The sequence below is a fragment of the Phormidesmis sp. 146-12 genome (assembly GCF_052939495.1).
This window is the reverse complement of the sequence record NZ_JBJPHS010000047.1, coordinates 40307-53559: the sequence shown is the minus strand read 5'-3', so window position 1 is coordinate 53559 and position 13253 is coordinate 40307. Positions and strand designations below refer to the sequence as shown.

General features: G+C 50.8%; 16 protein-coding genes. 1 reads left to right on the top strand and 15 read right to left on the bottom strand.

The annotated features are described in order from the left end of the window. Positions 1–59: 59 nt before the first annotated feature. The 10 genes from ACKFKF_RS19415 to ACKFKF_RS19370 form a co-directional block, all read right to left on the bottom strand. Positions 60–200, bottom strand: a complete 141-nt coding sequence (locus ACKFKF_RS19415) for a hypothetical protein (RefSeq protein WP_446869214.1) — start codon at positions 198–200, stop codon at positions 60–62. 12 nt (positions 201–212) lie between these two features. Then, positions 213–1364 (bottom strand): discoidin domain-containing protein, encoded by a 1152-nt coding sequence (locus ACKFKF_RS19410; RefSeq protein ID WP_446869213.1) that lies wholly within the window; start codon positions 1362–1364, stop codon positions 213–215. Then, positions 1361–1702: a hypothetical protein gene (locus ACKFKF_RS19405; protein WP_446869212.1), complete on the bottom strand. Its 342-nt coding sequence runs from the start codon at positions 1700–1702 to the stop codon at positions 1361–1363. The genes ACKFKF_RS19410 and ACKFKF_RS19405 overlap by 4 nt, the downstream gene beginning before the upstream one ends. Positions 1703–1863: 161 nt before the next feature. Then, entirely contained in the window at positions 1864–2496 is a 633-nt protein-coding gene (locus ACKFKF_RS19400; protein WP_446869211.1) for a hypothetical protein, read from the bottom strand. After that, a complete protein-coding gene (locus ACKFKF_RS19395) occupies positions 2496–2882 on the bottom strand; it encodes a hypothetical protein (RefSeq protein ID WP_446869210.1) in 387 nt (128 codons plus the stop codon). The genes ACKFKF_RS19400 and ACKFKF_RS19395 overlap by 1 nt, the downstream gene beginning before the upstream one ends. 12 nt (positions 2883–2894) lie before the next feature. Beyond that, on the bottom strand, positions 2895–3311 hold the full coding sequence (locus tag ACKFKF_RS19390; protein ID WP_446869209.1) for a hypothetical protein: 417 nt from the start codon (positions 3309–3311) through the stop codon (positions 2895–2897). A 33-nt stretch (positions 3312–3344) separates the two neighbouring features. Beyond that, positions 3345–3821, bottom strand: a complete 477-nt coding sequence (locus tag ACKFKF_RS19385) for a hypothetical protein (protein WP_446869208.1) — start codon at positions 3819–3821, stop codon at positions 3345–3347. A gap of 136 nt (positions 3822–3957) precedes the next feature. Next, positions 3958–5391: a hypothetical protein gene (locus ACKFKF_RS19380; RefSeq protein ID WP_446869207.1), complete on the bottom strand. Its 1434-nt coding sequence runs from the start codon at positions 5389–5391 to the stop codon at positions 3958–3960. Beyond that, positions 5378–8401 carry a hypothetical protein gene (locus tag ACKFKF_RS19375; RefSeq protein ID WP_446869206.1) on the bottom strand — a complete coding sequence of 1008 codons (3024 nt, stop codon included), beginning with the start codon at positions 8399–8401 and terminating at the stop codon, positions 5378–5380. The genes ACKFKF_RS19380 and ACKFKF_RS19375 overlap by 14 nt, the downstream gene beginning before the upstream one ends. A gap of 4 nt (positions 8402–8405) precedes the next feature. Continuing rightward, positions 8406–8705 carry a hypothetical protein gene (locus ACKFKF_RS19370; RefSeq protein WP_446861521.1) on the bottom strand — a complete coding sequence of 100 codons (300 nt, stop codon included), beginning with the start codon at positions 8703–8705 and terminating at the stop codon, positions 8406–8408. A gap of 340 nt (positions 8706–9045) precedes the next feature. Here ACKFKF_RS19370 and ACKFKF_RS19365 point away from each other — a divergent pair, with 340 nt between their 5' ends. Further along, positions 9046–9360, top strand: coding sequence for a hypothetical protein (locus ACKFKF_RS19365; protein ID WP_446861520.1), 315 nt, complete (start codon positions 9046–9048; stop codon positions 9358–9360). Here ACKFKF_RS19365 and rfbB read toward each other — a convergent pair. The 5 genes from rfbB to ACKFKF_RS19340 all read right to left on the bottom strand — a co-directional run. Continuing rightward, positions 9345–10427, bottom strand: a complete 1083-nt coding sequence (gene rfbB / locus ACKFKF_RS19360; RefSeq protein ID WP_446869204.1) for a dTDP-glucose 4,6-dehydratase — start codon at positions 10425–10427, stop codon at positions 9345–9347. The two genes, ACKFKF_RS19365 and rfbB, sit on opposite strands and share 16 nt — an antisense overlap. Then, positions 10427–11500, bottom strand: coding sequence for a glucose-1-phosphate thymidylyltransferase (locus tag ACKFKF_RS19355; protein WP_446861518.1), 1074 nt, complete (start codon positions 11498–11500; stop codon positions 10427–10429). Before ACKFKF_RS19355 ends, rfbB begins: the two co-directional genes overlap by 1 nt. Next, complete coding sequence (rfbD, locus tag ACKFKF_RS19350) at positions 11497–12396, bottom strand: dTDP-4-dehydrorhamnose reductase (RefSeq protein WP_446869202.1); 900 nt, start codon at positions 12394–12396, stop codon at positions 11497–11499. The genes ACKFKF_RS19355 and rfbD overlap by 4 nt, the downstream gene beginning before the upstream one ends. Positions 12397–12415: 19 nt before the next feature. Continuing rightward, positions 12416–12961: a dTDP-4-dehydrorhamnose 3,5-epimerase gene (rfbC, locus tag ACKFKF_RS19345; protein WP_446869200.1), complete on the bottom strand. Its 546-nt coding sequence runs from the start codon at positions 12959–12961 to the stop codon at positions 12416–12418. Positions 12962–12986: 25 nt separating this feature from the next. Beyond that, positions 12987–13253, bottom strand: a 267-nt coding sequence (locus tag ACKFKF_RS19340) for a hypothetical protein (protein WP_446869199.1), incomplete at its 5' end; no start/stop codon positions are given.

Below are 13253 nucleotides of genomic sequence, written 5' to 3'. Positions count from 1 at the left end.
TTCAACGGTAGTCTCAGCTTTCCTTTTGCGCTTCTATCCTCCGTCGAACTCACGTGATCTTAGTGTCCATTTTGCTGTCTTGCCTCCGAAGCGATCGCCTCCAGCGCGTCAGCCAGCGCCCCCAAATCATTTAACTGCCCCGTCACCACCTGAAACGCCACAAAAGACAAGCGCTGTTTCAGGCTGCGTGTGATTTTCACAGACCAACGCTCCTAATTAAAAAATCTAAACTCAGTCGTTGAAAGCCAGCTATTTCCGACGACTCGGAAGAAACGCGCTGTCACCCGTGGGAAGGCAGAAATCACGAATTGAGTGGAGCCGCTGTCCGTCACTCTAGCGATGTCAGAAAGTACGATCCAGTCAGTTCCGTTAAGGCTGTATTGCAATTGTTTCCCGTTGAGGTAGGCTGCAACGCCGCCCCAGTTTGGCAAACCTCCCCCTCCAACCTGAATCCCTGCACAATCGATCGCCGACTCAAACGTTGCCTGAATCCACTCGATAGATCCGGCGTTCGTCGCAGCTCCTGTCCCCGGATTGGCATCCGTCATATTGGCAAACGTCCCTGTTAGAAACGATAAATTGCCATAGATAGATGATTGAGAGACGGTAAATGATTGAGAGACAGGCGTTAAAGCGGTAACCGATACCGGGGTTAATCGCTGCAAAATCGCCTGAATCCCTTCAGTGATTGCCGGGTCACTCTGCACTGTCACCGGAAACTGATCTAGAAGTTCAGCCTGTCCAGCCAGCAAGGTTTGAATCTTGGCATCCAGCGCCGGGTCAACCTGTGCGGTGATGGGCTGTTCCAGTCGCAAGCCGATCGCCTGTTGTCCAGTCAGCAGAGTTTGCAGGGCAGAGACGATCGTCGGGTCACTCTGCACCGTCACCGGAAACTGATCTAGAAGTTCAGCCTGTCCAGCCAGCAAGGTTTGAATTTTGGCATCCAGCGCCGGGTCAACCTGTGCGGTGATGGGCTGTTCCAATCGCTGACTAATTGCCTGTTGTCCAGTTTGCAGACTTTGCAGCAGATTGACGATCGCCGGGTCGGACTCACTGGTAGGCGGTGGCTGACTGGATGAAAAAACCGTAACCGTCCACCCAGCCTGAAATCGAACGCCTTCACCTGTGCGAAAAGCCAGCCGTCGATCGCTCTCCTCAATCACGGGAGGGCACGGCAAACAGAGAGACTGAGAGCGATTATCCAGCACGATCGCGTCTCCAATGAGCCATCGCCCATCGCCTTGAGCAACCTCAATCTCAACATCGCCCGATATCTCAAACAAAAACCATTCTCCAGGAAGGACAGGAGTCCAGACCCATGAGCTACCCACTTCCAGGACTGTCAGTTTAAGCCACTCACTCATGACGCTCTATTTCTCCTGTCAGCCGCGTCGCAAGCCAAACCAACCAATAGGGGCAACATCAAAAGATAGCGGGCCAACGTAGCCCGATCTGGAATGAGTTGAAAGACTTCGGGAGGAATTTCAGCAAACTCAGCTAGAGCCGACATCTCGCCTGGACGAATGACGATCGGGCTTGAGTCCTGATAGGTCGTCGTTTCTCCGGTGGAGAGTTTTCTAACCCGTTCCCGCCAAACCTCCGTTCTGGGTTCTTCACCCAGGGGCGACAGAATCGAACAGCACCAGGTGCGTCGCTCTTCAGACATGGTGATCGGGCGATCTGTAAAGAGAGTGATTGCCATAGTTAAGCCGTGGTTGAGTCGGTGATCAGTCCAAGATTTTTGAGCGCAGTCAAGACACTCAATAGAGCCGCATTTCCTCCACGGGAGCCGCTAACGGCTGGCTTTGTGATGGTGGGGCACCGAAAAATCCTACGAATGCCCCCGATCACATGTCCGAGGCACTAAGACAACACTCTAATCATCACGCGACCACCACTTGAGGGCGCAACTGAGACCGCACGAATCGAGAACGAAGGTGCACCATTCTGTCCACCTTCCAAGGTGAACGATCCGCCCGGCTCGATTTTGCCAGCAAAGTTCGACGATTCTGGGTCACGATCGAAATCGATAAGAATTGGTGCCGTCTGACCATTCCATATGGTCAAACCTTTTCTAACCCCCGGCGCGGACTCTTCCACGATCAGACTAGGGGTTACGTCAACTTGCACGGATATCGGCTGGGACTGGGTGATTGGGGTCGCTGAAAAATTATTGAACATGGTTAAAGCCTCGGTAATTGAAAGTGAAAGTGAGTCCAAAACAGACTGCAAACCAGTCACGTCAGACAATTGGTGAACATGGACGGTTGGAGCTTTTTCACCTAGAGAGATTGTCAACTCATCCAATATGGCTGACAAACCATCAGGCGTAGATGCTAGCTGAGCCGTATTTTGCCCAACGCAAATCACACGGCCATCGGTCAGCTTGATGAAAAGTTTCCCGTCTGCTGCGTTGATAGAGAGTTGACCAATCACCAACTCATCTGCTCTGGGCACCCGCGCCGGACGGGTATAAGTTCTATGCGTGATGGGCATCAGTCCTCTACAATTCCGTCGTTAACGGTACTTTCTGGTGAAACCAGGTCAGGAATGTAATCCAGAGTACCAGTGTACTCCCACACACGGATAGTCAAGTCAGGGAGCCAAGGAACCGCCGTAAATGCCAGCAAATACTTATCAGTCAGAGGTGAAAGCTCAAAAATTGTTTCCTGGTTCAACGGAACCATACGATTGCTCACCTCTGCCCGATCGACAAGTTGCTGCATATATCCGGCTCGTCTCCAGGCGTTGCGAGTTGATGACGTGGTTTTGACCTTGATCACCCGACTACTGAGAGTCGCCACCAGCCCGATCGGTGGGTCAGACTTGGGCTTGGTGAAAATGATTGAGCCAGCCGATCGCCATGAATTCTGCAACGCCATATCAACAAACGGTTATACGGAACGAGAGCGACCGCCGATGATTTTGAAGTTCTTCGCTTTGGTGCCCTTGAGGAACTCGCGAATCTCTTTCAAGTTGGCAGACGATGGAACCACTATCTGATAGCGAGTAACCGACTTGGCGCCGCCTTCGGTTTTCTTGCCGACTGGATCAAGAACGGAGATGTGCTTGCCATAGCGAGAGCCGCTGATGTCCGTGTTGCGGTCGCCAGAGACACGAGTCTGTTGCTCCGGAGTCGCCAGTGTGAGATTGAGCGCTTCGATCGCCTGCTCAGATGCATAGATCACGTAGTCGCGCGTCTCTGTCTTGCCTTTAATCTTTTTGGTCAGTTTGCCAAAATAGACCGCTTTGCGTACTCCAGGATTTCTCCGTTTTCCGGAGCCTGCGGTTGAGCCTTCTTTAACAGGCATTGTTTTACCCTCCTAAATAAATTCCTCCAATAATTAATCCAAGTAGTCAACAGCGGACAGAACGGTCTGACCTTGAGCGTTTTGACTTGCCGCGATAGGCATATCCGCCGTGAAGCTGAAAATATCGCCATTTGAAGTAAAGGTGAACAAAGTCCCTGCACCAGTAGGCAGAGTTCCACCTGCGGCTTGGATTGCGTTCTCGGCATTGCTCAGTTCAATGGCGGTGACCATCAGAGCAGATGCATAGTTGGTCGCACCACTTGCAGCGATCGGAGAGCCAACCAGGTCAAGGGACGGATCAGCCGTGTAGTTAGTAGCCGTCAGTTGCAGCTTGCCAGCGACGACCGCAAAGGTAGCAGGGAAGGAAGCGGTAATCGAGACCGTTCTGCCTTCGCGGTCGTAGGTCACAGCCAGACGTTCTTGGACGGGGTTCAAAGTGGCTTCTTTGGTGGTGGCCTGTTCAGCCAACTCAAGCATCAAAGCAGGAAGATTTGTAGAAACGATTGCCATTGTGTTTGTAAGAGAAAGAGTAGTTAGACGAAGAAGGTCACTGCGATTGGTGGCTTCATCAAATAAAATTTAGCCCGATTAATTGCTACCCGTATCAGTAGTTCCTCGCCTCGTACCCTAGCCCCGGAGGTATTTTTTATTGCAGCGGTTTTCTTGCGCTAGGGGTGTCTCCCCAAATTGGAATTCTTACAGGTCTGCCCAATGGCCCTGTATTTTTGCCGTTTTTTCGACGTGGATAGATGATTGAGGCATAGCTCGGATACATCTTCTCCGACTTCTTGCCCCCGTCTTTTCCGTTACTCCAGCGAAACGACTCTACAACAATGTCGCTAGTTGACAGCCTGCTCAGTGCAGTTAGAGTCTGAATTCCTTCGTTGTGAGAGCTAAACCAACCCTGCATCTGTCGTCCGGAGTCCATCTTGCAATGCACATACCAGTCTCCGTACGTGTAGCTTTTCAACGCCGCTTTGATATCGTTTGCGCTAATCCCTGTCTTGGCATCAGGGACGGAAATTGTTGAATTCTGACAAAGCCGCGTCCGACCCTTCCAGTACGGAGGTGAGGGTTTGCCGTAAAAAATCAGGTTCAAGCATCTCAATTGAGGTTTAGCAGTAATGACTTCATTCGGGCTTTCTCCCATAAACTGCCCAATGTCTTTGTCCTCAATGATTTGATGGACTGGCATCACCGTTCTGATTGAGTCGATCACTTCTTGCTGAGTGCCTGTGAAGGTGATTTTCTCCTCACTGTCTTTGTGAGGTTGGATTTCAATGGTGCGTCTGGCTTGAACGTCCCTGGATGCAAATCTCTGAGCCGCGATGTGATCGTCGATCGTCATTGTCACCACATAGCCAGCTTCTACGATCGCATCCTCAAACCCGTCGATAAATGCCTCTACAGGCTTCTGCCAAAATTTAGGCAACTGCTCAATTTTCTGCTCAATTTTGCTAGCGATCGATCCGTTCGGTTTGGGTTCGGTGATCTTGGACATCCCAAACCATTCGTTCCGGCGTGAGGTCAACACCATGTTGATAAACGCATTACTGGCTAACGCTTTAGAGCCAACCTGCATAAAGCGTCGAAAGGCAAATTTCATCTCTTCATTGCTTTCTTCTGCCAGAGCCAGCCCAATGCGAGCGGAAACGACGGGCACTTTCATTCCTTCGATCGCCTGTAGCTGCTTCCCTTTTTTGCCAGGTAAGAATCGCCCAATGAAGTGATTAGCCAGCCGGACGGTGCCCCAGCCCAACGCCTCGCCTAATCCGGTAGCGGCCGCCGTGACGATCGCTTGATTGTTTTGCTCAATCGTCTTTTCTAACTCCTTGTCTGTTGCATTCCAGTCGAATGTCTTCAGTTCAAAGTACGCATCTACTAGTACGTCCCAAAGCCTGTCAAACGACAAATTAAAGTAGCTGACGACCTTGGAAAACAGGAAGCCCCCGATTTTGGCAATTTTGGCGAGAATCCCCTTGCCTTTTTGCACAACTTTCCCGGCTGCATGCCTGGCAACGATCGCCGCGTGGGTAGTTCTGGATCGCAGTCCAGAGGTCGTGAAACTAAGGTTTGACATCCTTTTGACCCTGTTTATCGTTGATAATTTTGCCTTCTTTTTTCAAGTCTTCCTTAAACTGTTCCCAGGCTTTCTCTTGTGCTTTGATGTGCCGTCTGTCGTACTTGATTGACGTGCCGGGAATGGTTGATTGCTCTGGCTTTTTGCCCTCCTTGAACGGGTGGTAGAGCGCGGATCGTGCGATTTCCCCATCCTCTAAAGTGCGCTGCACGATCGGGAGCAAAGACACTTTTTCAACGCACTCCCAACCGACGTAGGACTGCGTTGAGGGTTCTAGAAACTCTTTGATTTCCTGGTTTTGCAGTTTGTTGTCGGGACCTGCGGCCGCCGGAGTCACGGTGAGTTTGATTTCTCTCACCTGACCTTGACCCAAATAACCCAAAAATTTAGCGTTGCCCTTGGCATACTCACCAGCCTGGCGCGCGGAAATTTTGCTCTGGATCGCCTCAATGACGGCCCGACTCGCAATGTTCACCGTCGCGTCAGCATCCTCAGCAACGAGTTTCAACAGGCTGAAAAGTTCGTAAAAGGCGTGGCTTACTGACTCAATTTTGACGTTTGACTCTTTCCCGTCAGCATCCACGATCGGGATTTCTAGTGGAAACAGCCCTGTTACCGCGTCTAGATTTTTGGTATTCCAAAGGGCTAACTCTGCAAGGTTCTGATAGGGTTTCATCCCTGTTGCGCCTGTATCTGTCAACAGTTGCGCCTGAACTGGGAACGCAGTCACACCAACCGTGTTAGCAATCTTCTGTAGCAGGTCGTTCCCACTTGACATGCCATCCTGCAATCCCTGGATGCAAGGATCAGCGCAGGTACTTCTAGGGGGCGTGGTTTCCGGTTGAGGCTGCTTTTGTCCCTGTTGCTGTTGCGCTTTTTGAGGGTCGATCGTGCCATTCGGTTTGGTGACATCCACAAGCGGGTTAACGGGCTGTCCGTTGATCGTGACTCCCGTGCCCGTGGTTAAAGGTGATTTGACGTTTTGAGGGGGCGAAATTTGCTTGATCGGCGTGTCTCCGTTTTGAACAGGCTTTCCGTTAATCGTTACGCCTGTGCCCGGTAGATCAAGTGTTTTCGTTGGGTTCCCTGTAGACGGCTGCATCGCTGGATTGCCGATCGGTAGGGTCGGATTAGCGAGAGGACTAGATGGCGATTTGGGTGCGAGAGGATTTTGGAACAGCGGAGGGAGAAACGGTAAAATTCCGGGCAAGATTCCAGGGTTTAGGGTGGGTGTTGAGTCAGGTCTAGCGGTTGGTGCAGGCTTTCCACTGGGTGAATTGAGCGGTGATGGCGTGGGAGCTTTTGCCGGGGACGTGGGAGCGTCGATCGCTGGTTTGAGGTCAATCTCTGGTAGGTTTGGCCGTCCTGTTTCAGGGTCTGTTGGAATCAGAGGAGGCAACGGAGCCGCGCCAGGCGAGACCGGATCAGGATCGTTGGGATTTTCAGGACTCATAGACAGTCCGCCCGCGCTAACACTGCCAGTGTCCCCGCTCAATATCCCGCCGCTGGCTGTCCCCGGATTGGCTGTGCCGATTCCATAATCGATCAAGAATTCATAGCCCGTTTGCGGAACGGTTAGCCCTTCGGGAGATGTAGCCCCCGCAACGATCCTGACTCCTCCAATTTTGCCAGGAAGAACCCCAATCAGAGCGACTCCCGCATCTTGCTGCTGTGTATACCTGCTGCCATCGACCTGATCTATGTAGGTGATGGATGAACTTCGTCCTTGAAGAACGACGTTGTATCTTTTTCCGACGACCTGACCAGGCTGAACCGTGGGAGGAGCCGGAGGAGCCGGGGCAAACCCATCTGGTAGATTGCCATTGCCTAACCAAATTTGAGTGCGAGGGGCGGTCGGATCGTTGTACGGCGTGACGAAATCCTCTGGGGCGGGGGACTTGAAGTCGTTTGCGGGGTTCGTACCTCCAGGATGCAGATCCTGGAAGGGTGGATAGTCCTTTTGGGTGACTGGTACAAATCCACTCGGAAAGCTGGCATCTGGGATGGGAGGCGTGTAAGCAGGGAGATAGGGACGTGTTCCCGCCGTGGGACTGCCTGAGTTCGTTCGTCCCTGGTAACCGCCCCCAGATTCACCGCTGCCTTTTGCAGCCGCCTGATTTGCCATCAATTGGTCATAGAGTTTGCGGCGGACTTCTGGCTTGGCTTGCTCGCTTTCAACATAGCGATCCAGCTTTGCTCTCTCCAACCTTTCAGCCAAAGCTCTAGGCAGTTCGGGATTGTCCAGTCCAACCGTCTTAAAGTCCCTTGGATTAAGTCCAGCATCGATCCATTGCTGTTTGAGTTCAGCCCTTCCAGCGTCACCAGCGCTAGCCTTAGCAAAGATAGCCTGCTGAAAAACTGAATTGCCCAATGCACCAACCACGCCACTGTACGATCCACCCCCAGCAAACTGAACCCCTTTGGGCGTTGGACTTGCCGGGTTTTTTGCCAACGCTTTACTTGTCACTTTAGCGACTTCGGTAGTAGTCCGTGGATATTGCGGAACTTTGGCGTTGCGTGGATCGCTTATTCTCATAAGCTCTCTCGTGGAGGGATACGGCTCGGTGGTTGGACGCGCTAGTGATCCTCCATTCGTAGGATTTATAGGCGCTTGAGGCGTAGTTGGACTTGCTCTATTTGGGCTATTCGCAGCATTGGTTGGAGGGTCAGCGAAGATAACGTTTCTTAGAGGCGCATTGCCGCCCGGCCTGGGAATCTGATCCTTTGTGTAATTTTTTGTGATGTCATATCCCGCCATTGCTAATCGCCGCCTGTTGAGTTCTGCGTTCTCTAAAGCAGCGTTTTGCAAAAACCGATTATACGCGGCGTTGCGTTCGTCGATTAACGCTTGAGCCTTTGCCCGCACAGCTTTCATTTCAGATGTCACCCTCTTTAGCTGATCTGGAGAAAGCTGTGTTTTTGCGTTCTGTTCATTCATCAAGCGCTGCATTTCTAGATTGCGCTCGATCGTCATTCGCCGGATCTTGGCTTCGATTTCAGGGGTGCTCATGGTTTTAGCTGTTCGTTTTGTAGCCAGCCTGAATCGCCACGTTTGACTGCGAATCTACACGTTTCCAGATTCTTGGAGCCGCGTCCAAAATCCAGTTTGGTTTGAGTGGCACAGTTGCACGGAGCAACAAGCGATCCTCTCCTGACGGTGTGGTGAAAATGCCTGTGTTTGCGAAAAACTCAGCACCTAACTCTGTCTCAACAATTTTTAGCCCCTTGTTGTGTTGTTGGAGCGTGTAGATCGCCCACACTGCAATTTCTTCTACGGTCGAGAAAGCGGGTAAATCTGCGTTGGTGATGTTCATGAATACTTAGTGAGATTCCTTACCAAGTATGCCTTTTGCGAAAGGCAATTAGGAGTGAGGCATTATCAGAAGTGAATTTTCCTTTAAAATTCTTTTTGTTGGGTAACCAAACGCTGTTTTTAGTCAATTTTTAGTCAATTTTTTAAGTTTTTTTTGTAATCCTTACTCAGCAAGGCTTCCAACAAATAGTCTCACGGACTCTTAATCCGCTGGTTCTGGGTTCGAGTCCCAGGTCATCCACTTTTTGCCATAATTTCTACATTGCTCAGAATCTTAGCTCCGCCAATTCAGGCGTGAAAAGCTGGTGTGCACCAGAAAACATCAATCAACCCCTCACATCATGACCGACACACCCGCCCAACCTAATGATCTCACCAATCGTACCGCCTCTCTAGAAGGGGACATGCTTGATGTCAAAGTCTCCCTCAATCGCCTCATTGATGTAGTCTACGACAACAGCCAACAACTTAGAACCACAATGCAAGCTGTCGATCGCCTAGCTCAAACTCAGCAGCAATATATGGAGAGAACTGAGACATTATTTGAATCCGTCCTGACTCGAATTGATGAAATGCAATCAGAAGTGAGGGGACTGCAAACCGAAAATCGTCGCATCCTCGAAATATTGAGCGATCGTTCTCAAGAGGAGCCATGAGTCGCGTAAACCTGTTGATAGTAGGTCTGATAGTCTGGGGAGAGGAGAGGCTGCCACCAGTCAGGGTGATCTAAATACCACTGAACGGTGTGTCGCAAACCACTCGCGATCGTTTCGTTAGGAGTCCAGCCGAGTTGCGTTTTGATCTTGGTGGCATCAATGGCATAGCGGCGATCGTGTCCTGGTCGGTCTTTGACAAAGGTGATTAACTGATGAGGACGCACAGGTAGATCAGGGGCAAGTTCTTCCATCAGATCGCACAGCATATGAACGAGGTCGATGTTTTTCACTTCGTTGTTGCCGCCGATGTTGTAGGTTTCGCCCGGTTGACCTCGCTCGATGACGGTCTCGATCGCCCGACAGTGATCGCCCACATACAACCAATCTCGAATGTTTTGTCCATCTCCATAAACGGGGAGCGGCTTGCCCATGAGAATGTTGATGCACATCAAGGGAATCAGCTTTTCTGGGAAGTGGTAGGGGCCGTAGTTGTTAGAGCAATTGGTGATCAGCGTTGGCAACCCATAGGTGTGGTAATAGGCTCGAACTAGATGATCACTCCCCGCTTTGGATGCAGAATAGGGACTGTTGGGGGCAAACGGAGTCGTTTCTGTAAAGGCAGGATCGTCAGACCCAAGGCTGCCATACACTTCATCAGTTGAGACGTGGAGAAAGCGATAATCTGGCTGCTGGTTAGCTTTCCAAGCTTGATAGAACGCCTCTAATAGCGTAAACGTGCCGACAATATTGGTTTGAATAAAGGCATCAGGCTTGAGAATCGAGCGATCGACATGGGACTCTGCGGCAAAATGAGCGATCGTATCAATGGCTTCTTCTTGTAAAAGGGTGTCGATGAGGAAGCGATCGCAAATATCGCCTTGTACAAATCGCAGTGATGCTTCGAGTCCGGCTAAGTTTTGCCGATTGCCAGCATAGGTGAGCGCATCGAGGACGACCATGCGATCGTGAGGATGAGCCGCACACCAGTGACGGACAAAATTTGAGCCAATAAATCCGGCTCCTCCAGTGATCAAGATGCGACGAGCAGTAGCGTTGAGATTCATCATTAAACCAACTCGATTTGACAGTCGTCTCCGATCAAAAAGCGCAGTGCCTTGGGGCGTTGGGGCGCTACGGTTAGATTCGCTCGCTGCCCAATCACACTATCGACAATCCGATGATGAACGCCGTTGATTTTTGCGCCTTCTAAGATCACACTGTGTTCCAGGTCAGTGTCAATCAGGGTCACGCGATCGGCAATGCTGCTATAAGGGCCAATAAAGCAATTCTCAATGTGGCAGTGGGCACCGATCGCGACGGGCCCGCGAATTGTACAGTTGGTAATTTGCGAGCCTTTGCCAATCTGGACTCTACCAATAATTTGACTTTTAGCGTCTACGTCTCCCACGATGTCAGAGGTGAGACAGCTATCGAGAATGGTTTGATTGGCAGCCAGCAGATCGTCTTTTTTTCCGGTGTCCAGCCACCAGCCTTCTAGCTCCGACGCTTCGACGCGCTTTTGTTGGTCGATTAAACATTGGATGGCATCGGTGATTTCTAGTTCCCCCCGTTCAGACGGTTGAATCTGAGCGATCGCTTGATGAACCGCAGGCGAAAAGAAGTAGATTCCCACCAGTGCCAGATTGGACGAAGGGACTTTTGGCTTTTCAACTAGCTGAAGGACTCGACCTTGTTCATCAACTGTCGCCACCCCAAATGCACTCGGATTGGCAACCTCCCTCAAGAGAATCAAAGCATCCAAAGTCTGAGCCTTAAAGCTGTTAAGGAAGTCGGACAAACCGCCCTGGATCAAGTTGTCGCCTAGATACATGACAAACGGCGCATCTTCTAAAAATGGTTGAGCGATTTTAACAGCGTGAGCTAGACCCGCAGGGTGTTCCTGCAAAATGTAGGTGATGTTGGCTCCAAAGCGATCGCCGTTCCCAGTTTTAGACTGGACTTCTTCGCCCGTTTCGGGACTGATAATAATGCCGATTTCGGTAATGCCTGCGGCGACGATGCCTTCGATGCCATACCAGAGAATAGGTTTGTTGGCGACCGGGACGAGTTGCTTTGCGCCTGTGTAGGTGAGAGGTCGCAGACGGGTGCCCTTGCCTCCTGAGAGGATGAGTGCCTTCATTGAGTTACCTGTAAAACGGCAGTGGTTTTGAGTTCGATCAACATTTGTCTGAGTGCGGGTCTCCACGCTAGAGGATCAGTCTTCAGTAGGGCAGAAAGTTTGTCGCTAGAAAGTAGAGAATAGGCGGGACGCTGTGCTGGCGTAGGATACTCAGCCGTCGTAATCGGGACAACCGACTGCACCTTCAGCGGAAATCCGAGGGCTGTGGCTTCTTCAAAAATGGCGGTTGCAAAGTCGTACCAGCTTGCGATTCCTTGATTAGTAAAGTGATAGATGCCTGAATTGTCCTTGAGTTTGGGAATTAGATTAGCGATCGCTTGAGCGAGATGGTGGCTCCAAGTAGGGGTGCCGATCTGGTCAGTGACAACTCGAATTTGGTCGCGATCGGCTCCAAGTCTCAGCATGGTTTTCACGAAATTGCTTTTGCCATGAGCGCCATAAACCCAGGCGGTTCTGATAATCAGATAGCTTGTGTGAGTTGAGCACCAGGATTGCTGAATGGCTTGCTCTCCGGCTAGTTTAGACCGTCCATAAACGCTGATTGGATTGGGAAGATCTTGTTCGGTGTAGGGCGTACTCTGCGTGCCATCAAACACATAGTCCGTCGAGAGATGAATCAAATCTGCCCCAACCTTTTGAGCCATTTCAGATAGAATGCCCGGCGCGATCGCATTCACCGCATAGGCTAATTCGGGTTCTGTTTCAGCGCGATCGACGGCGGTATAAGCGGCCGCATTCACAATTAAATCAGGCTTGACCTGCTCAACCATTTGCCGAATCTGGTCGGGCTGGGTTAAGTCGAGAGTGTTGCGGGTGACGGCGATCGTTCCCTTCAAACTTTTCTGAAGGTCTTGCCCAACCTGTCCGTCGCTACCTGTCAATAGAATGCGCTTCATACTTGTGCGTTTGTGCGTTTTAGATAAAGAGTTCAGCAGTTGCAAAAGACTGTCCGGCCTGATCTTTGGCTGAGAGAATCGGATCGATGGAGAGTGACCACTCGATCGCTAAATCGGGATCATTCCACAGAATGCACCGTTCATGTTGGGGGGCGTAGTAGTCGGTTGTTTTGTACATCACTTCTGCCCGATCTGACAGCACTAAAAAGCCGTGGGCAAAGCCTTTTGGCACCCAAAACTGACGTTTATTTTCGGCACTGAGAACACAACTAGCTGATTGCCCAAAGGTGGGAGATTGTTTTCTCAAATCGACGGCGACATCTAGAATTGTGCCTGCGATCGCTCGGACTAACTTGCCTTGGGGCTGCTGGATCTGATAGTGCAATCCGCGCAGAACATGTTGTTTGGAGCTAGAGTGATTGTCCTGAACAAAGCGATCGTAGATACCTGCTTTTTCGGCGAGTGCCTTTTCGTTGTAGCTCTCTAAAAAGAAGCCGCGATCGTCTTGAAATATCTGAGGCTCCAAAATCAGGACATCTGCGATAGAAGTCGGTAAAACATTCATGGCTATCGTTCCGTTGGAGGTAGGTTTAGTCAAAGGCTGTCAGGTTAGCGATCGCTGAGTCCATCATCCGAGTGTAGCTGGCAGTGTTGACAATCTGAGTGTCGTCTATGAGCCACAGTCTAACCTCACGAGTGAGCGAGTTGTACCATAAAACATCGGTCTTGATGTCTCCATTAAAATCACTGACGATCGCGCTGAAATTGGATGAAATCAGAAAAGGCAGAATCGTCACATTCGACAGGTTTGCGCCCTCCATTAGCCAGATGCCCACTTCACCCGTATCTTTGCGCCA